The organism is Erythrobacter sp. LQ02-29 (genome assembly GCF_022576075.2).
Classification (GTDB): Bacteria; Pseudomonadota; Alphaproteobacteria; order Sphingomonadales; family Sphingomonadaceae; genus Alteriqipengyuania.
This window is the reverse complement of the sequence record NZ_JANCNT010000001.1, coordinates 2419184-2445312: the sequence shown is the minus strand read 5'-3', so window position 1 is coordinate 2445312 and position 26129 is coordinate 2419184. Positions and strand designations below refer to the sequence as shown.

Below are 26129 nucleotides of genomic sequence, written 5' to 3'. Positions count from 1 at the left end.
GATAATTCATGCCGTTTCGTAAAACTCTGTCCACCGTTTCGGGTGTCGCGCTGGCTGCGACCCTGTCCGCCTGTGCCGCTCTTCCCGGAGGCGGCGGCAACGTGCCCAGCGCCTCCACCCCGATCACGCCCGAAGAGGCGCAGATGGGTGCCCAGGCGAATCCGGAGCTTCTGCAACAGTTCGGCGGTCGCATGACCGGCCCGACCGCCACCTATGTCGAAGGGGTGGGCAAGAATATCGCGGTGCATTCAGGGCTCGGCAACGCGCGCGAGGATTTCACGGTCGCGCTGCTCAACAGTTCGGTGAACAACGCCTTCGCCATTCCCGGCGGCTATATCTACACCACGCGCCAGCTGGTCGGCCTGATGAACAACGAAGCCGAGTTGGCAGGCGTCCTGGGCCATGAGGTCGGCCACGTCGCAGCGCGGCATTCGCAGCGCCGCCAGGCGAAGGCGCAACAGAACGCGCTGCTGGGCGCGGTCGGTTCTATCCTCTCGCAAGTGCTGCTCGGTAGCGACGGGCTGGGGGGACTTCTGTCGCAAGGGTCGCAACAGATCGCGCAGCTGGTGACGCTGAAATATTCGCGCGAGCAGGAAACGCAGGCGGACCAGCTCGGCATCACCTATCTCAGCCGCGCCGGCTATGATCCCACGGCGATGAGCACCGTGCTCTACAGCCTGGCGTTGCAAAACAATCTCGACGCCGCGCTGAAGGGGCAGAACGCCACCGTTCCGGAATGGGCATCGACCCACCCCGATCCCGCCAGCCGCGTCCAGGCGGCGCGGGCACAGGCGCAGGGCCTGCCCGGCACGATCACCAACCGGGACACGTTTCTCAGCCGCATCGACGGCCTGCTGTATGGCGACGATCCCGCGCAGGGCGTGATCGAAGGCGACACCTTCATCCAGCCGGAGCTGCGGCTATCGTTCCGCGCGCCGAACGGGTTCTACATGGTCAACAGCACGCAGGCGGTGTCGATCAACGGGCAAAGCGGGCAGGCGCAGCTCACTTTCGCGCCCTATAGCGGCAGCCTGGACAACTATATCCGCTCCGCATTCGCGAAGCTGGGAGGGCAGCAGACGAACCTCGCCCCCAGTTCGATCCAGCGCACGACGGTGAATGGCATCCCCGCCGCTTATGGCGTGGCGCGTGCAAACACCCAGAGCGGCCAGGTCGATGTGATCGTCTTCGCCTACGAGTTCGCCAACGACCGCGCCTATCATTTCCAGGCGATCACGCCCGCCGGGAGAAGCGGGGTGTTCACGCCGATGTTCGAATCGATGCGCCGGATCAGTGCGCAGGAGGCGGCGAACGTCGTCCCGCGGCGGATCGACGTGGTGACGGTGGGCAGCGGCGACAGCGTCGCATCGCTCGCGCGCCGCATGGCCTACAGCAATGCGCAGGAGCAGCGCTTCCGCGTCCTCAACGGGTTGGGCCAGTCCGACAGCCTGCGCGCCGGGCAGAAGGTGAAGATCGTCGTCCGCGCCAACTAGGCGCGTGGGCCACGCACGAAAAAGGGCGGCGGGATCGCTCCCGCCGCCCTCTGAATTCGGTTTGTCTGATCAAGACGGGTTGTTGGTGCTTTCGCGACCGGTTCCGGTGCTGCCTTGTGCCGTATCCAGCTGGCCCGAAACGTTGTTGAACGTGTCGGACAGCTCGCCGCCGAGCGAGTTCATGGCGGCAATCGCGGCAACCGCGATCAGGGCGGCGATCAGGCCGTACTCGATGGCGGTCGCGCCCTCTTCGTCGCGGACCAGCTTGTTGAAGAATTTCATGTGTCGTCTCCTGGTATAGTCTTCGGTACCCGACCCGTACCAGGCCCCTGCCTGAACGAGTGGTCGCAGGAGTACGCAGTATTGATTGAGAAAGTCCTAAGTGGTCGGGAACCAAACCACGGGTTGGAAAGCGTGCAAGTTCGGGGACAGCGATGACTTCGCTGCCGAAGGATCGGCCACTGCCTGTGGCGGCGGCGGCGATATCGGACGACCGGGGCCGATATCTGATGCATCGCCGTCCTGCGGGTAAGGCCAATGCAGGGCTGTGGGAGTTTCCCGGCGGCAAGGTCGAGCCGGGCGAGACCGTGGAGCAGGCGCTGTGCCGCGAGATCATGGAGGAGACCGGCCTTGCTCTCGCTGCCGATTCGCTGGAGCCGGTTGGTTTTGCCCTGATTAGCCCGGATACGGCGAGGGCGCGGCCGCAGCTGCTCCTGCTCCTGTTCTCGTGCCAGCGTTACACTGGCATCGCTGAGCCGCGCGAGGGCGGCACGCTGCGCTGGTGCGACCCTGCCGCTATCCCGCAACTCGATCTCGCTCCGGCCGATCGGACGCTGGCCGCCGACCTGCTGCGCCGTGCGCGGCAAAGATAGCGCGGATCGCCCTTGCCAAGCCGGAAATGCCCCCCTATGTGCCCCCCTCCACGGGCGCCCGTAGCTCAGCTGGATAGAGTACCTGACTACGAATCAGGTGGTCGGAGGTTCGAATCCTTCCGGGCGCACCACAACCAGCCCGGCCTTGTCTTGTGCGAGGCCGGGCTGTTTCGTTTGGAGCGGGGAGCGAACGCGATGCAGCCATGCCGCCGACCGGAGTTTCGGGCGAAAGCGCGGGAAAACCTCTCCGTATCGATCCCGCACCTCGATCCGCGCGAATGTCGCAAAGGCACCGCATGAGCCAGCCGTGCCTGGACGAGGGTGGTCCGCAGGGCGACGGTTCGGTCGAACCGGGCGTGTGGCGGTACGCCCAAGCGGAGCGGCTGAGCGTCATCATCGACGCGGAATCCTATTTCGCGCACATGCAGCAGGCGATGCTGAAGGCCCGGCGGCGCATCATGCTGATCGGGTGGGACTTCGACACCCGCATCCATCTCACCAAGGGGCGACGCTGGTACGAACGACCGAAGGATTCGTCCTACCCCTCTCGCCTGGGCAGCTTCTTCCTGTGGCTGGCGCGCCACCGCGACGGTCTGGACATCCTCGTGCTCAAATGGGGCCTGTCGATCGTGCAGTTCGCGGCGCGCGGCTCCATGGCGCTGGACATCGCGCGGATGTGGCCAAAGCGGCAGATCAGCTTCAAGTTCGATACGCAGCATCCGCTCGGTTGCAGCCACCACCAGAAGATCGGGGTGCTCGACGACTCGCTGGCGGTCTGCGGCGGTATCGACCTGACCCACGACCGTTGGGACACGCGCGAGCACCGGGAACAGGACGAGCGCCGCCGTCGGCCCCACGGCCGCCTTTACGGGCCCTGGCACGACATCACCATGATGATGGAAGGCGAGGTGGCGGGCGCACTGGCCGATCTGTGCCGCAGCCGGTGGGAATGCGCAGGCGGTAAACCGTATCCGCAACTCGACCATGAAGAGCAGGAAAGCATCTGGCCGGACAAGTTGAACGCGGATTTCGAGGATGTCGAAGTCGGCATCTCGCGGACCCGCGCCAAATACAACGACGTCACCCCGATCAACGAGATCGAGACGCTGGTGCTGGCGGAGATCGCGGGCGCGCGCGAGTTCCTCTATATCGAGAACCAGTATTTCACCTCGCGCAAGATCGCAGAGGCGATCGTGGAGCGCCTAGACGAGGACGATCCGCCGGAGATCGTGCTGGTCCATCCCATCCATGCCGACGGGTGGCTGGAGCAGCAGGCGATGGATCACGCGCGCTCGGCGCTCGCCCGGATGATCGCCGCGAACGATCCGAAGAAGCGGTTTTCGCTGTATGTCTCGTGGGCCGGCGAAACGCCGATCTACGTCCATGCGAAGCTGATGATCGTGGACGATCGCATCCTGAGGATCGGCTCGGCCAACATGAACAACCGCTCGCTGGGGCTCGATAGCGAATGCGATGTGTTCATCGATTGCGAACGTCCGGCCAATGCCGGGCGCGATATCGAAACATGTATCCGCACGATTCGGGTAAATCTCCTCGCGGAACACTGCGGCGTGGAGCCTGAAGTGATGGATCGAAGGCTGACGGAAACCCGATCGATGCACCAGGCGATCGCACAACTGGGCAGTAGCGGGGAGCGGCAATTGCGCCCGTTCGAAATTCCCGAATTGGGAGAGATCGAGGAGACGCTTGCCGGATCGGAGCTGTTGGATCCGGAGAAGCCGGAGGATATGTTCGAACCCTATGCGCATGGCGGGCTGTTCCGCGACGGAAGCAGGCTCGGCCGGTTACGCGATCGATTGAAGAGGAAACGAAAATGAGCAGCCTGGTCGGCCCAGACGAAGACGATCCCCTGGCGAAACCGCCTGTTCCCGAAGCGGTCCAGGATGCAGTTCGGACCCTGATCGAATGGGCAGGGGACGATTCCGCGCGAGAGGGCTTGCGCGATACACCGGCGCGCGTGGCGCGGGCGTGGAAGGAATATTGCCAGGGCTATGACGAAGATCCGGCGATCCATCTGCGCCGGGTGTTCGAGGAAGTCGGCGGCTACGACGAGATTGTGCTGCTGAAGGATATCCCGTTCCAGAGCCATTGCGAACACCACATGGCGCCCATCATCGGCAAGGCGGCGATCGCCTACCTGCCGGTCGATCGGGTGGTGGGCATATCCAAGCTGGCCCGTGTGCTCCACGGCTTTGCGCGCCGCCTGCAGGTACAGGAACGGCTGACGGCGGAAGTGGCGAACTGCATCTGGGATCACCTCGAACCGCAAGGCGTCGCCGTGGTGATAGAGGCGAGCCACGCCTGCATGACCGCGCGTGGGGTGCGCACCCCTGGCGTCACCATGGTCACCTCCGAAATGCGCGGGGCCTTCCGCGACGATCACCGCAGCCGCGAAGAAGTGCTGAAGCTGATGGGGTATTGAGGGTCGGGCGGGGCTTGGCGCGGATCGAAGCGCACAGACTTTCCTACTTGTTTCGGGCTAGGTAGTCTCGAGCCGGCTCTTTTTCATCGTCGGTCCCTCACGTGCGGCGCTCGCCCCGCGCACACCCTGTCCGTCCGCCCGGCGATCGTCGCGGTAAAGCATTAAGTTTGTTCGCTTATCGAAGCAGGAGCGAAAGTGACACGCTGTCACCTTCGTCACCCTGACGCCGGTTCTTGCGGACACGAAAAAGGCCGGAGCGGTCTCCCGCCCCGGCCTCGATTTCGATTGCGCTGAAGCTCAGAGTTGGCCGAGCATGTGCTCCGCACTGCTGACCGAGAAATCGCCCGGCTGCTCGACGTTCATTTCGACGACCTGGCCGTCGTCGACTATCATCGAATAGCGCTGGCTGCGCTGGCCCATGCCGAACCCGGTTCCGTCCATGGTCAGGCCCAGCGCCTCGGCGAAGTCGCCGTTGCCGTCCGCCAGCATGGTAATGTTCTCGCCGCCGTCCGCCTTGTTCCAGGCACCCATGACGAAGGCGTCGTTGACGCTAGTGCAGGCGATTTCGTCCACGCCCTTTGCCTTCAACTCGTCCGCCTTCTCGACGAAACCGGGGAGGTGCTTGGCGGAGCAGGTTGGGGTGAAGGCCCCAGGGACCGCGAACAGCGCGACCTTGCGCCCGGCGAAGAAGTCCTTCGACTGGACCTGTTCCGGACCGCTTTCGGTCGCTTTCACCATTTTCACGTCGGGGATGGTGTCGCCTTTGCTGATGGTCATCGCGTAATTTCCTTTCGTAGGTCTAGCGGTTCGCGCCCGATATAGAGGGCAATTGCGACGAGACAACGACGCATCATATAAAGCTTTCTTTATGTTTGCCTTGGCGCAGCACGCTCGCTAAGTCGCGGCCCGCAAGCGAACGCGCCCCGACGGCGCTCGCGACTTACGATTTTTTCGAGGAGTTTCACTCGTGGCCGACACGCAGGATTACATCGTCAAGGACCTCAGCCTCGCCCAGTACGGGCGTGACGAGATCGCCATCGCCGAAACCGAAATGCCGGGCCTGATGTCCCTGCGCGAGGAATATGGCGAGGCGCAGCCGCTGAAGGGCGCGCGCATCACCGGCTCGCTGCACATGACGATCCAGACCGCGGTGCTGATCGAAACGCTGGTGGCGCTGGGTGCTGAGGTGCGCTGGGCGACCTGCAACATCTTCTCGACGCAGGATCACGCCGCCGCCGCCATCGCCGACCAGGGCATTCCGGTCTTCGCCGTGAAAGGCGAGACGCTGGCCGATTACTGGGACTATGTCGGCAAGATCTTCGACTGGTCGACCGACGACGATGCCGACCTTACTGCGAACCTCATCCTGGACGATGGCGGCGATGCGACCATGTTCGCCCTGTGGGGCGCGCGGATCGAGGCGGGCGAGGAAATGCCCGCTCCGCAGAACGCCGAAGAAATCGAGATGCAGCGTGCGCTCAAGGCTTTCCTGAAGGAGAAGCCGGGCTACCTCACCAAGTCGGTGAAGGCGATCAAGGGCGTGTCGGAGGAAACCACCACCGGCGTGCACCGCCTTTACCACCTCGCAAAGCAGGACAAGCTGCCGTTCCCGGCGATCAACGTGAACGATTCCGTGACCAAGTCGAAGTTCGACAACCTCTACGGCTGCCGCGAATCGCTGGTCGACGCGATCCGCCGCGCGACCGACGTGATGCTGTCCGGCAAGGTTGCCTGCGTCGCGGGCTATGGCGATGTTGGCAAGGGCAGCGCCCAGTCGCTCCGCAATGGCGGGGCGCGCGTGCTGGTGACGGAGATCGATCCGATCTGCGCGCTGCAGGCGGCGATGGAAGGTTTCGAGGTCGTGACGATGGATGAGGCGGTGACGCGCGCCGACATCTTCGTGACCACCACGGGCAACGAGGACGTCATCACCGCCGAGCACATGAAGGCGATGAAGCCGATGTCGATCGTGTGCAATATCGGCCACTTCGATTCCGAGATCCAGATTTCGGCCCTCGACAATTACGAATGGAAGGAACTGAAGGCCGGTACCGACGTGGTTAAGTTCCCCGACGGCAAGGAGATCATCGTCCTCGCCCGTGGGCGTCTTGTAAACCTCGCCTGCGCGACGGGTCACCCCAGCTTCGTGATGAGCTGTTCTTTCACGAACCAGACGCTGGCGCAGATAGAACTGTGGAAGAACGACGATGCCTATCAGAACGACGTCTACGTCTTGCCCAAGCATCTCGACGAGAAGGTCGCGGCGCTGCACCTCGACAAGCTTGGCGTGAAGCTGACCAAGCTGAGCCAGAAGCAGGCCGACTATATCGGTGTGCCTGTAGAGGGCCCGTTCAAGCCCGAGCACTACCGTTACTGAACGCGCGCAAGGTTAATGCGTCCGGAAAGCCCCTGCATTTGCGGGGGCTTTTCATTTGGGGCCAGTTGCATCGCCCGCGCCACCGGCATAGCTGAACCGGGATGGAGATCGCCCCTACCGCACTGGTCCTGATCGGATTGCTGCTTGCCGCCTGGACGGTGGGGGCCGCATGGCTGATGATCCGCGCGGGCAACCGGACGCGCGAGGCGGGCAAAAGTCGTTCCGCCGCGCGGCGGATGGCGCGGATGCTGGACGAGGCACCGGCGATCGCGCTGCTGGTGCGCGCGGACAGCCGGATCGAGGGCTCGGACCGGTTGGCGCGATGGTTCGGGCTCGATCGGCTGCCGGACTTTCTGGGGGAACTCGCACCGGGTGACGATCGCGGCCTGTCCGATGATCAGTTAGCCGAGCTGACCGAGAACGTCCGGCGTACCCAGAAAACGGCGACCCCTTTCCGCATGGCGCTGACCGTGCCCGGATCGCAGCGCAGCCTCGCCCTGCGCGGCCAGCTCGCCGATCCGCAAGTCTCGCCGGGTGGCGCGGCGCTCGTCTGGGTGTTCGACTTTTCCGAAAGCGAGACCGAGCTATCGCGCATGCGCTCCGAAACCGCTCGGGCGAAGGGCGATTTCGCCGCGCTGGTCGGCCTGATAGAGGCGGCGCCAATTCCAATGTGGTTTCGCGGCACGAACGGAAAGCTGCGGCTGGTCAACAGCGCCTATGTCGATGCGGTGGGGGCTGAAAGCGCGGATGCGGTGGTGGAAGACCAGATCGAGCTGGTCGAAGCTGTCGAAGGGCAGAGTGCTGCCTCCGTGGCGCTCGACGCCGCGAAGCGTAACGAAGCGGTCAAGCGAACCGTGCAGGCGACGATCCATGGCGCGAGACGTGCTCTGCGGGTGTCTGACCTGCCGCTGGGCGAAGAAGGCATTGCGGGCTACGCGGTCGACGTCGAGGAAATGGAGGAGCGCGGCCGGGCGCACCGCGCCTATGCCCGGGCGCAACGTTCGATGATGGACCGGCTTTCGATCGGCGTCGCTCAATTCGATTCCGACCGTCGCCTCGCCTTCGCGAACCAGCCTTTCCGGCGCACCTTCGCCCTTGCGAGCGGTGCGGAACCCATCGGCAGCTCCTTCAAACGCTTTCTCTCCGACGCTCGGGACGCGGGCCGCTTGCCCGAAGTCAGAGATTTTCCGGCCTGGCGGGCGGAACACGAGCAATGGTTCGCCGCCAGCGAGCCGCAGGAGGAGGCTTGGCCGCTGGCCGATGGCACGCATTTGCGCGTCGTCGCCCAGCCGATGCCCGATGGCGGATTGGCTCTTATCGCCGAAGATCGGACCGAGCAGCTGGCGCTTTCCGCAACGCGCGATACGCTGCTGCGCACGCGAACCGCGATGGTCGACAGCCTCTTCGAGGCTCTGGCGGTTTTCGCGCCCGATGGGCATCTCCAGCTCTGGAACAGGAGCTTTCCCACCACCTGGGGGATCGCGCCCGACAGGCTGGACGATCATCCGACCGCTGATAGGCTGCTGGAACAGATCGGTCGCGGCCTCGTGCGTCCAAGACAGGCAGAGGGTATCGGAGAGGTCATCCGTTCCGCCACGCTGGACCGTAAGGAACGCGCCGGACGGGTGCAGATGGCGGATGGGCGCACGCTGGAATTCGCCGGCGTTCCACTGCCCGATGGGAACGGACTGCTGACCACGCTGGATGTGACCGCGAACGAGCAGGCAGAGACCGCGCTGCGCGAGCGGGCAGAAGCGCTGGAGCAGGCGGACCAGGTGAAGACGCGTTTTCTCGCCAATATGTCTTACGAGTTTCGCACGCCGCTGACGTCCATCGGCGGTTTCGCCGAGCTACTGGAATCGGGCGTCGCCGGAGACATGAGCGAGCAGGCGCGCGAATACGTGACCGCGATCATCGACTCCGTCGCCCGGCTGACGGAGCAGGTCGAAAACGTCCTGGATCTCTCTCAGAGCGAGGCCGGGTTGCTTCCGGTTTCCAAGCAGACGGTCGAATTGCAGCCGCTGGTCGCCCGCACCGTTCGCCAGCGCGAAGAGGCGATCACCAAGGCGGGGCTGCGGCTGGACCTGCTTGGCGGGGCTAGAGTACGCGTCGAAGCCGATCCGCGACAACTTGCCCGCGCGATCGGCCATCTCCTCGACAACGCGATCGCGGCCAGTTCGCACGGCGATCGCATCGCGATCGAGATCGGTCGAGAAAAGGGTGCAACGCGGATTTCGATTTCCGATCGCGGTGCCGGAATGGACGAGGCCCAGCTGCGCCGTGCCCAGGAAGGTCTGGCACCGACTGACGAGGGCCGGATGGAGCGACGGGAGGGGCTGGGCATTCCGCTGTCCCGCCAGCTGATCGAAGCGCAAGGCGGAACGCTCCAAATCCGGTCGAAGAAGGGCTCGGGCACGATAGCGGAAATTTCGCTCACATGAGTTCCTATGAAGTCGAGCTGCCCGATCTTGCTGCGATGGAGAGCTTCGCCGGGCGGATTGCCGAGCGGCTGCGCGCGGGCGATGCACTCGCGCTTTCCGGGTCGCTCGGGACCGGCAAAACGACCCTCGCGCGCTTCATCCTGCGATGTCTCGGCCAGAGCGGCGAGATACCCTCACCTACCTTTACCATCGTCGAGTTGTACGAGGCGCTCCGCATTCCGGCGGTGCACGCGGATTTCTACCGGTTGGAAACGCCGGGTGAGTTGGAGGAGATTGGACTTGACGATTATCGACAGGGCGCTGTGCTGTTGGCCGAATGGCCCGAACGAGCGGGAGGCTTCACGCATGAGTCGGGCTGCCTCAGCGTCACACTCGATTTTACCGAAGAAGGCCGCGTCGCCTCTGTCGAAGGCAATAGTGATTGGCTAGAGCGGCTGCCATGAACGAATCCCACGTATTGTTGCCAAATGGTGCCACCGACTTCCTGGACCGGGCCGGGTGGGCCGCAGCCGCCGTCGACCCGATTCCCGGAGATGCCAGCTTCCGGCGCTACTTTCGGCTTCGCAAAGGGCACGAGTGCGCCATGCTGATGCATGCCCCGCCGCCGCGCGAAAATCCCGGTCCGTTTCTCGCGGTGGCCGAATGGCTTTCCGCGCAGGGTCTGCGCGCACCCATCATCCTGGCCGAGGACCTGCAGGGGGGGTGGATCCTGAGCGAGGATTTCGGCAACGACCGGATGCGCGACTGGCTGGATACCCACCCCGATGCGGAAAACGGTGCCTACACGACGGCCGTCGATACGCTGGTTTCGTTGGCGAGCATGCCGGCAGGTCCCTTTCGGCCATACGACATGGCGACATATCTGCGCGAATCGCGCCTGTTCGTCGAATGGTATTGCCCGGCCATGGGGCTGGACGTCGACAGCGAGGGGTTCGACGGAGCGTGGCGCGAAGTGCTTTCTCCACTAGGTGATCGGCAGCACCCGGGCGTGACCGTCCTGCGCGATTATCACGCGGAGAACATCATGCTGCTGGACCCCGCTCCCGATGGACGGGGCGCGCAGGGACTGATCGATTTCCAGGATGCGCGGGTCGGCCATCCGGCCTACGATCTCGTATCCCTGCTGCAAGACGCGCGCCGCGATGTCACGCCGGACCTCGAGCGGCGGATGTTCGAACGGTACGTGAATGCGGCGGCACCCGGAGACGACTTCGTTGCCCATTACGCCATCCTGGGTGCGCAGCGGAACGCCAAGATCGTCGGCATATTCACCCGGCTTTGGAAACGCGACGGGAAAGCGCGTTACCTCGCGATGATCCCCCGCGTGTGGGAAGCGATGGAGCGTGACTTGGAACATGCCGCGCTTGCGCCTGTCGCCCGCTGGTTCGACGCCAATATTCCGCGCTATCTGCGCGACAATTTCGGCGGTGAGCTGCAGTGAGCGGACTCGTTTCCGATACCGCCATGGTCATGGCGGCGGGGCTCGGCAAGCGAATGCGCCCGCTCACAGCGGCGCAGCCCAAGCCGCTGGTGCGTGTCGCCGGAAAATCCTTGATCGATCATGGCCTCGACCGTCTGGCCGAAGCGGGCGTGGCGCGGGCCGTCGTGAACGTCCATTACCTTGCCGATGCGCTGGAGGCACATTTTCGCGCGCGTCGGACTCCTGAGGTGCTGATCTCGGACGAGCGGGAGGAACTGCTCGAAACAGGTGGGGGCATGGTAAAGGCGCAAGGTTTGCTGCCCGACCCGTTCTTCTGTCTGAATTCGGATAACATCTGGCTCGACGGGCCGGTCAATGCCTTCGCCGAGCTGTCCAGGCGGTGGGATCCCGAGCTAATGGATGCGCTGTTGCTGGTGGTCCCTCATTCGCGTGCGATGAATTTTAAGGGCGCGGGAGATTTTCATCTCGATCCACGCGGCAAGATCAGTTTGCGCCGCCCCGGACGTATCGCGCCGTTCATCTATACGGGCATCCAGATAGTCAGCCATCGCCTCTTGCGCGACGCTCCGGAGGGGCGGTTCGGCACCATGCATTTGTGGCAGCGGGCGATCGAGGAAGAGCGGCTGTTCGGCCTGCCTTTCAACGGATTGTGGTTCGAAGTTGGCACGCCGGATGCGATCCGACCGACCGAGGAAGTTCTCGCCAGTGGCTGAGGCCACACATCCGCACGTCTATTCCATTGCCGCGCACCGGGGATTCGCCGATGCACTGGTGGCCGGCCTGGTGCCGCGCTATCGCGACCCCGATCTTGGTCTGGCGCGGCTCACGCTGCTCCTGCCGAGTAGCCGGGCGGTCCGCAACGTGACCGAAGCCTTCATCAGACACCTGACCGACGAGGGGGCTCAAGGCACCTTGCTGCCGCGCATGGCCGCGGTGGGCGATCTGGACCTGGACGAGGCGCTCGGACCGCTGATCGATCCGCTGGGCGCGACTGAGATTTCGCCTGCGATTGATCCGACCCGGCGCTGGCTGATGCTTGCCGAGATCATCGCGCGCGAGTTCGGAGACGATGCACCTCGGGGCCCCGCGCTCTACCGGCTTGCGCGCGACATGGCGCGGGTCATGGACCGCCTGCTGGTCGAGAATGTCGCGCCGGAGGCGTTGCGCGGCGATGCGGTGCTGGACCTGCTGGGGGATCTGGCGGGGCACTGGCAGGATTCGCTGCGCCGCTTCGCCATCGTGCAGGCGCACTGGCTTTCGTGGCTGGAGTCGGAAGGTCGGATCGAAGCCGCGGAGCGGCGCAATCGGCTGTTCGCGCACGCAGCGCGGCGTTGGAAGACGGATCCGCCCGCTGGGCCGGTCGTTGCAGCGGGCGTCACCAGTAGCGCTCCGGCGCTGGCACGGCTGTTGCGCGTAATCGCCGATTTGCCGGATGGAGCCGTCATCCTGCCCGACCTCGACCTGACGATGAACGACGAGGTGTGGGCAGAACTTGGCCAGGCCGGCCAGGCACCCAGCCCGGGGAATCCACCGTTCGCCCGGGGCGATGCAGTGACGCATCCGCAATATCATCTCAAACTGCTGCTCAACCGCATGGGGATTGGGCGGGGGGAAGTGAGATCCTGGCACCGGCGCGGAGCCGGAGCGGCCCCGCCTGAGCGCAGCCATGCGATCAGCGCGCTGTTCCTGCCGCCCGAAGCGAGCAAGGGCTGGATCGATCTTGCTGCGGAGAAACGCCGCCTGGCAGGCGTGCGGGTTCTGGAGGCTGCAACTTCGGAGGAAGAAGCGCAGGCAATCGCGCTGGCTATCCGCGAGGCGTTGGAAGAGCCGCAGAAGCGGGTTGCACTGGTAACCCCCGATCGCCCCTTGGCGAGGCGCGTGGTCCAGCATTTGCGGCGATGGAACATCGAAGCGGACGACAGTGCTGGGCGCCCGCTTTCGCAGACCGCGGCGGGTCGGCTTTTTCTGCTGATGGCCGAAGCTATGGCGGAGGGCGGTGCCCCGGTGCCGATGATCGGATTGCTCGGCCATCCGCTGGTGCGTGGGGGCAATCCGGAAGCGCGGAGAGAATGGCTCGCTCGTTTGCGCCGGTTCGAACTCGCCTTGCGCGGCCCCCGGCCGGCAGTCGGACTGCAGGTACTGGAAACCGTTGCCGCCGATTCCGGAACGCAGGATTGGTGGGCGGAGGCTGCGCGTATCATGGCTCCGCTCTTCACGGACGGAGATCCGGCGCCGCTGGCGGAGCTGCTCGACCGGCTCGCGAGCGTCGGCGAGGATCTGTGCGGAGAGGTGCTCTGGTCGCGCGAGGACGGCAGGGCACTCTCTACCTTCGTCGACGATGTGCGGCTCCAGGCGCGAGCGGTGCAAACGACCGTCGATCCGCGCGACCTGCACGCGATCCTTGCAGACGCGATGGAGGCGATCGCGGTTCGACCGCCCTATGGAGGGCATCCGCGTATCGCCATCTACGGCCTACTGGAAAGCCGGATGACGCGCGCGGATCTCGTTATTTGCGCCGGGCTGAACGAAGGGCGATGGCCAGGGCGCCCGGCAGTCGATCCGCTGCTTGCTCCCCCCGTTCTGCGTGCTCTGGGCGTTCCGGGTGTGGATTTTCGCATCGGATTGGCCGCGCACGACCTCGCCGCTGCGATGGGCGCGCCGCAGGTGTTGCTCACCCGCGCAGCGCGCGATACCGAAGGGCCGACGATACCTTCGCGATTTCTTCTTCGCGTAAAGGCTTTGCTCGGCGAACTTCTGCCACGGCATCAGGAGACCGCGCTCGTCCGGATGGCGCGCGCTGTCGATGATGGAGAACCTGCGCCCCCCTATCCACGCCCAGCGCCTATCCCCGCCCCAGATGATCGACGGGTAAGGATCAGCGTCACCGCGCTCGATCGGCTGCGATCCGATCCTTATCAGTTCTATGCCTCCGCCATCTTGCGCCTGAAGGAGATCGACACTCTCGACGCAGAGCCTACCCCGGCATGGCAGGGGCAGGTCGCGCACGATATCCTGCAGAAATGGCACGAGGGGGGAGGTGCCCTGTTCGATGTGGCGCAGCGTGAGTTGAAGCGCATGGATCACCACCCGCTGACCCGCGCCCTATGGGAACCGCGCCTGCTCCGGGCGCTCGAGTGGATCGAGAGTACGATAGCGGAAACGCCGGAGCGCAAACCGGTCCTGTTCGAGGAATGGGGCTCGTTCGAGCGCAAGGGGATCGAGATATTCGGGCGGATCGACCGGCTCGACCGCTTGGCGTCGGGCGGACTGGCGGTGGTCGATTACAAGACGGGTCGACCGCCTTCCAAGGCACAGGTCGAGCGCGGCTATGCGCTCCAGCTGGGCACCCTTGGGCTGATGGTGGAAGCGGGCAGTTTCGCCGAGCAAGCGGTGCAGGGTCACGCCGAAATGTTCGAATACTGGTCGCTGGGCAAGGACTACAAGGGCCGGTCGGAAACCGGCTTCGGTTATATCGAGACACCGGTAAGAACCGGCGCGGCGCGCACCGGAATCGAGCCCGACGAATTCTTGCCACGCGCCGCCGAGTTTCTGGACGACGCGCTCGATCGCTGGATTCTGGGCACCGAGCCGTTCACCGCTCGCCTGAACCCGGATGCCGCCGGATACGACACCTACGACCAGCTCATGCGGCTGGAGGAATGGCTGGGCCTGGAGGAGCGCGCGTGAGCCGGGGACTGGTCTTCCCACTCAAGGCGAACCAGGCTCTCGCGGTCGATCCGCAGGACAGCGTCTGGTTGTCGGCCAGCGCCGGTACGGGAAAAACGCAAGTTCTCTCCGCGCGGGTTTTGCGCCTGTTGCTAGCCGGCAATGCACCTGAATCGATCCTGTGCCTCACCTTCACCAAGGCGGGTGCCGCCGAGATGGCCACGCGGGTCAACGAAGTGCTGGCGAGCTGGGTACGCATGGGGGACACGGCCCTGGGCCGCGACCTGCTCGCGATCGGCGCGCCTGCCGACGAGCGGACGCGTGCGCTGGCGCGAACGCTTTTCGCTCGTGTGCTCGATTGCCCCGGCGGCGGTCTCAGAATCGATACTATTCATGCTTTCTCGCAATGGCTGCTGGCCGCCTTTCCGGAAGAGGCGGGTCTGGAACCGGGTACCCGCGCGATGGAGGACCGCGACCGGCTGCTGTTGGCCCGGCAGGTTCTGGCCGAGCTGCTGGCCGAACCGTTGCCGGAGGACACGGATGCGCTGGCAATGCTGTCCATCCGCTTGGGCGCGGATGGTGCCAAGGCATGGCTGATGGCGTGCGCGGAAGCGCTCGACTTGTGGACCGGCCCGGCGGGGTGGCAGGGCGACCTGCGCCCGCGCGTGCTGCGCCTCCTGGGTTTGCCGTCCGATTACGACGAAGCGCAGCTCGCGGCGATGTGCGAGGACGATACCTTCGATTGCGGGGCGTTGCGGGCCTGCCTTTCGACCTTGGCCGAATGGGACACGAAAGGGGGTCGCGAAGGTGCCGCGGCGATCGAGGCATGGTTGGGGCGGGACGCGGCGGATCGGCTCGCGACGCTCGGCGATTTTTACGGTACGCTCTTCACGAAAAGCGGGGAAGCGAAGCCCAAGAACCTCAACCATATCGTCAAGCGCGATCCATCCTATGAAGGCCACGCCCTTGCGGTACTGGCGGCCATCGAGGCCATCAATTCGCGCATGGCGCTCCTCGCGCTGTCGGAATGGCTGGTGCCTGCTCTCTCGCTCGGGCGCAGGTTCGCGCTGGCCTGGGACGAGGCGAAGCGGCGGGAGGGTTTCATCGACTTCGACGACCAGATCCGCCGCGCGGCGGAGCTGCTGACGAGGTCCGGCCTGGCCGACTGGATCCGCTACAAGCTCGATCGCCAGTTCGATCATATCCTGGTGGACGAGGCCCAGGATACCAACGCAGCACAATGGGCAATTGTGCGCGCGCTTACGGGCGACTTCTTCACCGGGCTGGGCCAGCGAGATGGCGATCTGCGCACCATTTTCGTGGTCGGCGATTACAAGCAGGCCATCTTCGGCTTTCAGGGGACCAGTCCGGAGAACTTCGCCGCGCAGAAGGAAGTCTACGCGCGCGAGATCGAGGCGGCGCTCGCCAATATGAGCGCGTTGCGGGAGGCGCCGCCCCTTGCCCTGCGCAGCCTGCAAGCTTTCGGACTGGGCCGGAGTTTTCGCACGGCCCAACCGGTGCTGAATTTCGTCGATGCCGCGATCGAGGCGATCGGAGGCGACCAGCTCGGCCTGATCGAGCCTCCCGAACCGCATTCGGGAGAGGATAGGCCGGGTCTGGTCGCAGCCTGGCAGCCAGTAAAGGTAGGCGGCGATCCGGACGAGGATACTCCCGATGGCATGTCCGACGAATGGCTACCGGCTCCCGAACGCGAGATGGCGGACCGGATCGCGGCGCAGCTAAAGGCATGGCTGCGCGATGGGCATCCGTTGGCGAAGGGCGAACATCGCAATGCGCAGGCGGGCGACATAATGGTGCTGGTGCGCAAGCGCCGGGCTCTGGCCGGGCTGATCGTCGCGCGCCTGCATGCGGCGGGCGTTCCGGTTGCCGGGGTCGACCGGCTGCGGTTGGGTGCACCGCTGGCGGTCAAGGACCTGATGGCGGCGCTGCGCTTCGCCGCGCAGCCGCTCGACGATCTCAGTCTCGCCAATCTGCTGGTCTCGCCGCTGGGCGGTTGGACACAGGAGGACCTGCTCGCCCATGTCCGCCGCGACAAGGATGTCCGACTGTGGAGTCACCTGCGCAGCAGCGATTCGCCTTTCGTAGCGGAAACGGTCGAGCGATTGCGCGCTTTGCTGGCGCGGGTCGATTACGAACCGCCTGAGGCGCTGCTGCACTGGATGCTTACCGGGCCGTGGGAGGGGCGGCGCAAACTGGTCGCGCGTCTCGGCCGCGAGGCGAACGATCCGATCGACGAGTTGATAAACGCGGCCTTCGCCTATTCCGCCGCCCACACCGCCAGCCTGCCGGGCTTCATCCAGCGGTTCGACGCGGGGGAGGGCGAGTTGAAGCGCGAGGCCGGTGCTAGCGAGGGGCTGGTACGGGTGATGACGGTACATGGGTCCAAGGGGCTGCAGGCACCGATCGTCATCCTCGCAGACGCGACCGGTGATCCCGACCGCTCCCCGGTCCGCGATCTGTCGCTGGACGAGGAGGAGAGCGGAAAGGTCGTACCGTTGCCCCCGCTGTCGAAGGAGCACAAGGTCGGCCCGATCGCAATCGCGGAGGATGCGGCGCGCGCTGCCGAACGCAAGGAGCACTGGCGCCTGCTCTACGTCGCCATGACCCGAGCGGAAGAAGCCCTCTATATCGGGGGCGCGCTGGGGGTAACGGAGAAAGAGCCGGCCCCCGACAGCTGGTATGCCCGGCTCGCCCCGCTGTTCGATGGCGACGAACTGGCCGATCCGATCTGGGGTGCACGGCGCGAATGGGGCGCTCTTCCGGCTCCGGCGCTAAGCGACAACGTGGCAAGCGCGGCGGAACCAATCGTCCTGCCCGCATGGGCAACGAAGCCGATCGGTCCCGAACCGCGTCCACCGCGGCCTCTGGCCCCATCCGGCGCGGGAGAAGATCGAGGTTCGGACCCGCCACTGCCAGCGGACGCTCTGGCGATGGCCGCCCGGCGCGGTGTCGTCATTCATCGCCTGCTGGAGCGCCTGCCCGATATCGCTCCCCACGATCGACGCCCCAAGGGTGCCGAATGGCTGGAGCGCCAGGCACCCGACCTGTCGGAAGAAGTCCGCGCCGAAGTTCTCGAGAGTGCGCTCACGGTGCTGAACGACCCGTCCTTCGCCGGCGTGTTCGGCCCGCATGCTCTCGCCGAGGTTCCCTTGGCGGCTGTTGTAGGCGGGCAGGTGATTGCGGGGACGGCCGATCGCCTGCTGGTCACCGCCGAAGAGGTCACGGTGATCGATTTCAAGACGGCACGCCGCCCGCCGGTTTCGCTCGAAACCGTACCTGCTGCCACCTTAGCGCAGATGGGCGCGTATGCCGCGGCCCTGCGCGTCGTCTATCCTGATCGTGAGGTCGCCGCCGCCCTGCTCTATACGCAAACGCCGCGACTGATCGCTATTCCCGCAGACATGCTGACCGCGCACCAGCCCGGCTTGCCGGACGAGCAGAAACCCTTTGCCGAGGAACCGCTTGAGTAGGGTGAGCGAGGCCCTAGATTGGGCAGTAGAAGGAGATATTCCATGGCGACCAAGACCGTAACAGACGACAGCTTCCAGACCGATGTCCTAGAATCCGACAAGCCCGTGCTGGTCGATTTCTGGGCGGACTGGTGCGGCCCGTGCAAGATGATCGCGCCGGCGCTGGAGGAAATTAGCGAAGAACTTGGCGATCAGGTCACGATCGCGAAGGTCGACATCATGGCCAACACCGACACCGCCAGCAATTTCGGGGTGCAGGCGATCCCCTATCTGTTGCTCTTCAAGAATGGAGAGCCCGTGGCGAACATGCGCGGTGCCGCCCCGAAAAACCAGCTGAAGGGCTGGATCGAGCAGCAGCTTTAGGAAATATGACGGAGCCGCTCGGTCAGTTCTTCCCACAGGGCAGGCGTGGCGGCTCCGATGAGTCCGGTCCGTTCCCATTCGTCCACCCGATAGGGTGCGCCGTCGGGTCGGGCCACCATGCCGCCTGCCTCGTTCAACCATAGCGCCCCGGCGGCGTGATCCCATGGCAAGGCGCGGTTGAACACGGACACGTCGTTTTCGCCCAGCGCGAGCCGCGGATATTGCTCGGCAGCGCAGCGTGGAATGTCGACCATGCGATAATGCGGCGCGATATGCTCGCGGATGGCCTCACGTTCGGAGATATCGAGGAAAACGGTCGAGATAGCCGCAACGGGTGGCGTTTCATCCGTGGTGCGCGCCTGGATGGGGTCGCCTCCCACGAAGGCACCTTTTCCCCGATGAGCCGCGCAGAAGCGACCGGTAAGGCAATCGTAGATCCAGCCGGATTGCGCGATGCCGTCCTCGGCCAGCGCAATGAGTATGCCGAAGGGCGCCCGGCCGTTCGCGAAGTTGTTCGTGCCGTCGATCGGATCGATGATCCAGCATGGGCCTGCGAGCCGGTCCATCACACCCGGGTCGGCGTCGGCAGCTTCCTCGCCGACGATCGCAATGCCCGGATTGAGCTTCGCCAGTCCTTCCGCGAGCAATGCCTCGCTTTCGCGGTCGGCGGCGGTGACGAGGTCGTTCGGGGCCTTCTCCTCGACCTGCGCCTCTCCGAGGTTGCGGTAATGCGGCAGGATGACCTCTTCGGTGGCACGCCGCACCAGCGCGAGGATTTCGCGATCGAGCACGCTCACGACCGGTAGTCCGCATTGATGGAGATGTAACCGTGGGTGAGATCGCAGGTCCACACGGTTGCGCTGCCTTCGCCAAGGCCGAGATCGACCTCGACGCTGATCTCGCTTCCTTTCAAATGCTCGGCTACCGGCGCTTCATCGTAATCGCTTACCGGCTGACCTTCGCGCGCGGCCCAATGCCCGCCGAATCCGATCGAGAGCCGGTCGCGGTCGGCCGGTTCGCCCGCCTTGCCCACCGCCATGACCACGCGGCCCCAGTTCGCGTCCTCGCCCGCGATCGCAGTCTTCACCAGCGGCGAGTTGGCGATGGCAAGCGCGACACGGTGCGCGCTCTCATCCGACACGGCGCCTGACACCTGCACGGTGATGAATTTCTGTGCGCCTTCCCCGTCGCGCACGACCAATTGCGCAAGCTCGCGGCATACTTCCTCGACAGCGGCGTAGAACGCGTCCGCGCCGGTGCTGTCCCAGTTCTGGAGCGCGCTATTGCCCGCCTTCCCGGTCGCGAAGAGCAACACGGTGTCGCTTGTAGAGGTGTCGCTATCGACGGTGATAGCGTTGAACGTGCCAGCGTTAGCGCGGCTAAGACATTCCTGCAGGAATGCCGGTGCGACCGCCGCGTCGGTGAAGATGTAGCCGAGCATTGTCGCCATATCGGGCGCGATCATCCCGCTACCCTTCACGATACCCCCCACCTCGGCCCGCACATCGCCGATCATCGCCGCGGCGTGAGCACCCTTGGGGAAGGTATCGGTGGTGGCGATGGTGTTCGCGCCATCTTCCCACGAACAGGGCTGGGCATCTAAGACCGCGGCGATGCCCGCGCGCGCCTTGTCCTTCGGCAGAGGCACGCCGATGACGCCTGTGGACGAGACGAACACTTCCGAAGGAGCGCAGCCGAGCCCGCTCGCCACTTGCCCCATGATCTGTTCCACGGCCTCGCGTCCCCGATACCCGGTAAAGGCGTTGGAATTACCCGCATTGACGACCAGCGCGCGCGCTTTGCCCGATTTCACCTGCTGGCGACCTAGTTCGACCTCGCTCGAACAGCAGACGTTGCGAGTGAAGACGCCGGCTACGCCTGTCCCTTCGGCTACCTCTACCAAGGTTAGGTCGCACCGGTCCCAATCCTTGTACCGGGCGCGCGCGATGCGCAGGGTAACGCCGTCGATGGCGGGGATGTCTGGGAAGGGGCGGGCGAGGGGGGAAGGGGCGAGTTCCATACTGCCGCCTTAGACCGCAGACGACTTGTCCTGCAATCGCTGCTGAATTGGCCGCGTGCATGGTTCGTTGGACCATCCCGACGCGTAGAGAAAAGCGCATAGCGCGTTAAGCGGACGATCCACGTTCAAACCTCCGGGACCGGTGGACTTTAGGGCTACGCTCGCTATTTAGCGTGCACCATGCTGCGCCAGCTTTTCACTCTGCTTGCTCTGATTACCGGCCTCGCGGCATCCGGTGATATTGCGTTTGCACGACCCGTCCAGGTGGAGGAGGTCGCTTGCGCGGCGCAGGCCGAAACGCACGCGCTTCAGGAAACGCGTGCGGCTGGTCTCGCAATCGCGCCGGAAGATTGCAAGTCTCAGGACGAGCGATCGAGCGCTTTCGACGGGATGGCTGCGCCAACGACACCCGGCGTTCGCATAGGTGTCGACCGCGCTCTCGAATAGCGCTTCGGTAAGCTAGTACCGATCCTTCGCTTTTCGCTCGCCGCAAATCTGCGCGCGGGCCTACTCCTTACGCAATTCCAGCCCCGCAAAGGCCCCCAATCCATGTCCATGTTCCAGAATATCGGCAAGGCGATCTTCGGCTCCTCGAACGAGCGCTATGTCAAATCGCTTTCCAAGATCGTCGACCAGATCAACGCGCTGGAATCGCAGATTCAGGCGCTTACCGACGACGAGCTGAAGGCCCAGACACAGAAGTTTCGTGAACAACTCGAGGGTGGAAAGACGCTCGACGACATCCTGCCAGAAGCGTTCGCGACCGTGCGCGAAGCCTCGGTCCGCGTGCTCGGCATGCGGCATTTCGATGTCCAGCTGATCGGTGGCATCGTGCTCCACCGTGGCGAGATCGCCGAGATGCGTACGGGCGAAGGCAAGACGCTGGTGGCGACGCTCGCCACCTATCTCAATGCGATCGAGGGCAAGGGCGTCCATGTCGTCACCGTGAACGACTACCTGGCCAAGCGCGATGCCGAGTGGATGGGGGAAATCTATCGCTGGATGGGCCTGACCGTCGGCGTCATCGTGCCGAACCTTGGCGAACAGCAGCGCCGGGAGGCCTATGCCGCGGATATCACCTACGGCACCAATAACGAGTTCGGCTTCGACTATCTGCGCGACAATATGAAGCACGAGCGCGACCAGATGGTACAGCGCCCCTTCAGCCACGCGATCGTCGACGAAGTGGACTCCATCCTGATCGACGAGGCCCGCACTCCGCTGATCATTTCCGGCCCGACCGAGGACAAGACCGACCTCTACATCGCCATCGACGAGGTGGTGAAGAACGTAGAGCCCGAATGGTACGACGCCGACGAGAAGGCGCGCACGATTACCTGGACCGAGGATGGTACCGAGGCGATCGAGCAGCTGATGATTTCCAAGGGGCTGCTGGAGACCGACAATCTCTACGATGTCGAGAACACGCAGGTCGTGCACCACCTGAACGAGGCGCTGCGCGCCAACATCATGTACAAGCGCGATACCGACTACATCGTGAAAGACGACAAGGTCGTCATCATCGACGAGTTCACCGGCCGCATGATGGACGGTCGCCGCTGGTCCAACGGGTTGCACCAGGCGGTGGAAGCGAAGGAGGGCGTGAAGATCGAGCCCGAAAACCAGACGATGGCCTCGATCACGTTCCAGAACTATTTCCGCATGTATCCCAAGCTGTCGGGCATGACCGGCACCGCTGCGACCGAGGCGCCCGAATTCTGGGACATCTACAAGATGAACGTGGTCGAGATCCCGACCAACGTGCCCGTCCAGCGGATCGACGAAGACGACGTCTTCTACAAGAATACGCAGGACAAGTTCAAAGCGATCGCCAAGGCGATCAAGGAGAAGGCCGACACCGGTCAGCCGGTGCTGGTCGGCACGGTGACGATCGAGAAATCCGAGCTGCTCAGCCACTTCCTGGATCAGGAGAAGGTGAAGCACTCCGTCCTCAATGCGCGCTTCCACGAGAGCGAGGCGCATATCGTGGCGCAGGCCGGGCGGCTGGGCGCGGTGACGATCGCCACCAACATGGCGGGTCGCGGTACCGACATTCAGCTGGGCGGTAACCTCGAGTTCCGCACCGAGGACGAACTCAGCAACATGGAGGAAGGTCCCGAGAAGACCGCCGCCATCGCGAAGATCAAGCAGGAGATCGCCGAGGAACGGCAGAAGGTGCTGGAGGCGGGCGGCCTGTTCGTGCTCGGCACCGAGCGGCATGAGAGCCGCCGGATCGACAACCAGCTGCGCGGTCGCTCGGGCCGTCAGGGCGACCCGGGCCTGTCGCGGTTCTACCTGTGTCTCGAGGACGATCTCCTCCGCATCTTCGGGCCGGACACGCTGTTTGCCCGGATGATGAATTCTAACCTGGAGGATGGCGAGGCGATCGGCTCGAAATGGCTGTCGAAGGCGATTGAGACCGCACAGAAGAAGGTCGAAGCGCGCAATTACGACATCCGCAAGCAGGTCGTTGAGTACGACGACGTGATGAACGACCAGCGCAAGGTCATCTACGAGCAGCGCAGCGAGATCATGGACAGCGAGGCGGTCGACGATGTGGTCGCCGACATGCGCCACGACACCGTCAACACGCTGGTCGCGGAATTCTGCCCGCCGGGCTCCTATCCGGAACAGTGGAACGTCGCCGGCCTGAAGGAGCGGCTGGAGGAAGTTCTTGGGCTGCAGCCGCCGATCGACGCATGGCTGGAAGAAGAGGCGATCGAACCCGAGCTGATCGAACAGCGCGTCGAGCAACTGGTGGATGAGCGGATGGAGCGCAAGCTTGCCGACACCGATCAGGATATCTGGCGCCGGGTCGAAAAATCCATCCTGCTGGAGCGGCTGGATCATCACTGGAAGGAACATCTGGCAACGCTCGATGCGCTGCGCCAAGTCGTGTTCCTGCGCGCCTATGCGCAGAAGACACCGATCAACGAGTACAAGCAGGAGGCGTTCGGACTGTTCGAGAGCATGCTGGACAAGCTGCGCGAGGACGTGACCGGCATCCTGATCAAGAGCGAGTTCCGCATGGCACCTCCGCCGCAGCAGACGCTGCCGGACCTGCCGGACTTCCTCACCGGGCATATCGATCCGCTGACGGGGCTCGACAATTCTAACGACGGCGACGGTTCCGCGGCGCAAGCGGCCCTGTTCGGCTCCCTCGCTGGATCACCCAGAGCGGCAGCGAGCCCCGGCGGCGTGTCGGGGAAGGACGACAATCCGTACGCGGGAATGGAAATCAGCCGTAACGCTCCGTGTCCCTGCGGGTCGGGCAGCAAGTACAAGCATTGCCACGGCGCCGCGGGTTAAGCCGGTAGCGCCCCGAGATGGGTGTGCTCTGGCTCGCCGCCGCGTTCTTCGTCACGGCGTTGCTCTATGCGTCGGTCGGGTTCGGTGGGGGCTCGACCTACAGCGCGCTGCTCGCTCTGGCGGGGTTCGATTACCGGATGCTGCCGGTGCTGTCGCTGTGTTGCAATCTGGCGGTCGTCAGCGGCAGCTCCATCCGATTTGCGCGCGCCAGGGTCACCCCATGGCGGGGCGCGTTGCTGCTCACCGGTATCGCCGCGCCGGCGGCGCTACTGGGCGGTCTGACGCCGATCGGTGAGCGCTCCTTTTTCGTGCTCCTCGGGGTTAGCCTAGTGCTGGCCGGCCTCGCGCTGCTCCTCCCTCGCTCTGAGACGGACGAGCACCCGGGGCGTCTTGCCCGGTTCATGCCCTGGATCGCGGCACCGCTTGGTTATGTCGCGGGTCTGGTAGGCATCGGGGGCGGCATTTTTCTCGCTCCGTTGCTCCATATCGCACGGTGGGACGGCGCGCGGTCGATCGCCGCTACCGCCAGCCTCTTCATCCTCGTCAACTCGCTGTTCGGGCTCGTGGGACAACTTCTCAAGAACGGGCCGGAAAGGCTGGGGGAGGCGGTCGCCTACGGTTTGCCGATGATGGTCGCGGTGGTCGTTGGGGGACAGATCGGCAGCCTGCTGGCGCTAAAATTCTTCGGTCCGCGTATCATTCGCTGGATGACCGCCGCGCTCACCCTGTGGGTCGGGGGACGCTTGCTGCTGGGATGACGGATATGTTTGCCTGGACGCTGATAGAAACTGCCGGGGGCGGGCGGATCAATCCGGTGGTCCAGCCGGTCGAATGGTTCGCGCGCGCTTTCATGGACCAGAAGATGCTGTTCGAGCGTGCATCGGTGATCGATAGCGATGCAATCCACGTTCTGGTGGGCGTGGGTTTGCAACTGGTCGCGGCGTTGGTCCTGCGGCGTTCGCTGGCAAGCGTGTGGCCCTGGCTCATCGTGTTCGCGCTCGAGCTCGCCAACGAAGTCAACGATGTCGTTCAGCAGGTATGGCCCGATCCGGCCATGCAACTCGGCGAAGGGGTCAAGGATGTTGTGGTGACGATGGCGCTGCCGACCCTGCTCTTGCTCATCGCCCGCTTCGCACCCTCCGTGCTCACCGGCAAACCGAACAAGGAGCCACCTGTAGCAGTGGCGGAGGCGGATGAAAAAGAATGGCTCCCCGAGTTGGATTCGAACCAACGACCAAGTGATTAACAGTCACCTACTCTACCGCTGAGCTATCGGGGAGCAGCCGGTACGGCAGGGGTGCGCCTATATGGGCGCGTTCCAGCGAATGCAAGCCGCTAAGTGACGAATTGCTCCGCCACGATGCGTTCGTCGAGCGAGTGCCCCTTGTCGAACAGCAAAGTGAGCTCCTGATCGCGCGAAATGGCGATCGCTACCTCGGCGATGTCACGGAATTCGGTCTGATCGGCAACCACCGCAACCGGCCGCTTGTCGGGCTCCAGCACGCGGAATCCCACCAAGCTGCTTTCGGGCAGTACGGCACCGCGCCAGCGACGAGGGCGGAAGGCGCTGATCGGGGTCAGCGCAATGAGCTGCGAATCGAGAGGTAGGATCGGACCATTGGCCGAAAGGTTGTAAGCGGTGGAGCCTGCCGGCGTGCAGACCAGAACCCCGTCGCATACCAGTTCCTCGATCCGGACCTTACCCCTGACCGTAACCTCGATCTTCGCGGTTTGACGGGTCTCGCGCAAAAGCGAGACTTCGTTGATGGCGTAGCGCGCGTGCACGGTGCCGTCCTGCCCGGTGGCTTCCATACGCAGCGGCGCGACGCCAAGGGCGCTGGCGCGGTTCACTGCTGCCAGCAGATCGTTACGCGTGCGCGGGCGATTCATGAGGAAACCCACGGTACCCATATTGATGCCGTAGACGGGCCTCACTGCTCCGCGATCGAGCATCGCGTGCAGCGTCTGGAGCATGAACCCGTCGCCGCCCAGCACGACCACTGCGTCCGCCTCCTCCTGCGATACGAAGGCGAAATGCTCCTTCAATGCGGCGGCGGCGTTCGCGGCGCGATCGCTTTGCGCGGCCGCCAGAGCGAGCCGTTCGAAACCGTGATTGCGGCTCATGTCCTTCTCTCCCCACCGCGCGACAGGCAGGCCATCCCTATGGGGCACCGTCCCGTTTGGCAACGCAACCGCTAACGGCAGGCGACCGC

General features: G+C 64.5%; 20 protein-coding genes and 2 tRNA genes. 16 read left to right on the top strand and 6 right to left on the bottom strand.

All coding sequences use genetic code 11. The features are described 5' to 3' along the window. Positions 1–8: 8 nt before the first annotated feature. Positions 9–1493 (top strand): M48 family metalloprotease, encoded by a 1485-nt coding sequence (locus MKP08_RS12035; protein WP_241554030.1) that lies wholly within the window; start codon positions 9–11, stop codon positions 1491–1493. A 69-nt stretch (positions 1494–1562) separates the two neighbouring features. Here MKP08_RS12035 and MKP08_RS12030 read toward each other — a convergent pair whose 3' ends face one another. Then, positions 1563–1775, bottom strand: a complete 213-nt coding sequence (locus MKP08_RS12030; RefSeq protein WP_241554029.1) for a Flp family type IVb pilin — start codon at positions 1773–1775, stop codon at positions 1563–1565. Positions 1776–1927: 152 nt separating this feature from the next. On the opposite strand from MKP08_RS12030, the gene MKP08_RS12025 reads away from it, so the two are divergent. From MKP08_RS12025 to folE, 4 genes are all read left to right on the top strand, one after another. Then, the gene (locus MKP08_RS12025; RefSeq protein WP_241554028.1) at positions 1928–2365 is read left to right on the top strand and encodes a (deoxy)nucleoside triphosphate pyrophosphohydrolase; all 438 of its coding nucleotides are present in this window, start codon (positions 1928–1930) and stop codon (positions 2363–2365) included. Positions 2366–2419: 54 nt separating this feature from the next. Continuing rightward, a tRNA-Arg gene (locus tag MKP08_RS12020) sits at positions 2420–2496 on the top strand. A 165-nt stretch (positions 2497–2661) separates the two neighbouring features. Next, positions 2662–4203, top strand: coding sequence for a phospholipase D-like domain-containing protein (locus MKP08_RS12015; protein WP_241554027.1), 1542 nt, complete (start codon positions 2662–2664; stop codon positions 4201–4203). Continuing rightward, complete coding sequence (gene folE / locus MKP08_RS12010) at positions 4200–4808, top strand: GTP cyclohydrolase I FolE (RefSeq protein WP_241554026.1); 609 nt, start codon at positions 4200–4202, stop codon at positions 4806–4808. Before MKP08_RS12015 ends, folE begins: the two co-directional genes overlap by 4 nt. 297 nt (positions 4809–5105) lie before the next feature. Here the strand turns inward: folE and MKP08_RS12005 are convergent, their stop codons facing one another. Beyond that, a complete protein-coding gene (locus tag MKP08_RS12005) occupies positions 5106–5585 on the bottom strand; it encodes a peroxiredoxin (protein ID WP_241554025.1) in 480 nt (159 codons plus the stop codon). A 190-nt stretch (positions 5586–5775) separates the two neighbouring features. On the opposite strand from MKP08_RS12005, the gene ahcY reads away from it, so the two are divergent. The 8 genes from ahcY (at position 5776) to trxA (ending at position 18587) form a co-directional block, all read left to right on the top strand. Further along, entirely contained in the window at positions 5776–7185 is a 1410-nt protein-coding gene (gene ahcY / locus MKP08_RS12000) for an adenosylhomocysteinase (RefSeq protein ID WP_241554024.1), read from the top strand. A gap of 101 nt (positions 7186–7286) precedes the next feature. Then, a complete protein-coding gene (locus MKP08_RS11995; protein WP_241554023.1) occupies positions 7287–9626 on the top strand; it encodes a PAS domain-containing sensor histidine kinase in 2340 nt (779 codons plus the stop codon). Continuing rightward, positions 9623–10069, top strand: coding sequence for a tRNA (adenosine(37)-N6)-threonylcarbamoyltransferase complex ATPase subunit type 1 TsaE (tsaE, locus tag MKP08_RS11990; protein ID WP_241554022.1), 447 nt, complete (start codon positions 9623–9625; stop codon positions 10067–10069). Before MKP08_RS11995 ends, tsaE begins: the two co-directional genes overlap by 4 nt. Beyond that, entirely contained in the window at positions 10066–11067 is a 1002-nt protein-coding gene (locus MKP08_RS11985) for an aminoglycoside phosphotransferase family protein (RefSeq protein ID WP_241554021.1), read from the top strand. The genes tsaE and MKP08_RS11985 overlap by 4 nt, the downstream gene beginning before the upstream one ends. Further along, positions 11064–11780 carry a nucleotidyltransferase family protein gene (locus MKP08_RS11980; RefSeq protein ID WP_241554020.1) on the top strand — a complete coding sequence of 239 codons (717 nt, stop codon included), beginning with the start codon at positions 11064–11066 and terminating at the stop codon, positions 11778–11780. The genes MKP08_RS11985 and MKP08_RS11980 overlap by 4 nt, the downstream gene beginning before the upstream one ends. Then, the gene (gene addB, locus MKP08_RS11975; RefSeq protein ID WP_373418090.1) at positions 11773–14754 is read left to right on the top strand and encodes a double-strand break repair protein AddB; all 2982 of its coding nucleotides are present in this window, start codon (positions 11773–11775) and stop codon (positions 14752–14754) included. Before MKP08_RS11980 ends, addB begins: the two co-directional genes overlap by 8 nt. After that, positions 14751–18224: a double-strand break repair helicase AddA gene (addA, locus tag MKP08_RS11970; protein ID WP_241554018.1), complete on the top strand. Its 3474-nt coding sequence runs from the start codon at positions 14751–14753 to the stop codon at positions 18222–18224. The genes addB and addA overlap by 4 nt, the downstream gene beginning before the upstream one ends. Positions 18225–18266: 42 nt before the next feature. Further along, positions 18267–18587 (top strand): thioredoxin, encoded by a 321-nt coding sequence (gene trxA / locus MKP08_RS11965; RefSeq protein WP_215227985.1) that lies wholly within the window; start codon positions 18267–18269, stop codon positions 18585–18587. On the opposite strand, the gene MKP08_RS11960 is transcribed toward trxA, so the two are convergent. Both MKP08_RS11960 and argJ read right to left on the bottom strand, forming a co-directional pair. Further along, positions 18584–19384 (bottom strand): inositol monophosphatase family protein, encoded by an 801-nt coding sequence (locus MKP08_RS11960; RefSeq protein WP_241554017.1) that lies wholly within the window; start codon positions 19382–19384, stop codon positions 18584–18586. The genes trxA and MKP08_RS11960 overlap by 4 nt on opposite strands. Then, on the bottom strand, positions 19381–20607 hold the full coding sequence (argJ, locus tag MKP08_RS11955; protein ID WP_241554016.1) for a bifunctional glutamate N-acetyltransferase/amino-acid acetyltransferase ArgJ: 1227 nt from the start codon (positions 20605–20607) through the stop codon (positions 19381–19383). The genes MKP08_RS11960 and argJ overlap by 4 nt, the downstream gene beginning before the upstream one ends. 180 nt (positions 20608–20787) lie before the next feature. Between argJ and MKP08_RS11950 the strand changes: the two genes are divergently transcribed. The 3 genes from MKP08_RS11950 to MKP08_RS11940 all read left to right on the top strand — a co-directional run bounded on the left by MKP08_RS11950 (position 20788) and on the right by MKP08_RS11940 (position 24674). Further along, entirely contained in the window at positions 20788–21054 is a 267-nt protein-coding gene (locus tag MKP08_RS11950) for a hypothetical protein (protein WP_215227988.1), read from the top strand. A gap of 108 nt (positions 21055–21162) precedes the next feature. Further along, entirely contained in the window at positions 21163–23916 is a 2754-nt protein-coding gene (secA, locus tag MKP08_RS11945; RefSeq protein WP_241555599.1) for a preprotein translocase subunit SecA, read from the top strand. A gap of 17 nt (positions 23917–23933) precedes the next feature. After that, complete coding sequence (locus MKP08_RS11940; RefSeq protein WP_241554015.1) at positions 23934–24674, top strand: sulfite exporter TauE/SafE family protein; 741 nt, start codon at positions 23934–23936, stop codon at positions 24672–24674. 446 nt (positions 24675–25120) lie between these two features. On the opposite strand, the gene MKP08_RS11935 is transcribed toward MKP08_RS11940, so the two are convergent. Together MKP08_RS11935 and MKP08_RS11930 are read right to left on the bottom strand one after the other, a co-directional pair. After that, a tRNA-Asn gene (locus MKP08_RS11935) sits at positions 25121–25195 on the bottom strand. 56 nt (positions 25196–25251) lie between these two features. After that, entirely contained in the window at positions 25252–26040 is a 789-nt protein-coding gene (locus MKP08_RS11930; RefSeq protein ID WP_241554014.1) for an NAD kinase, read from the bottom strand. Between the last annotated feature and the right edge of the window lie 89 nt (positions 26041–26129).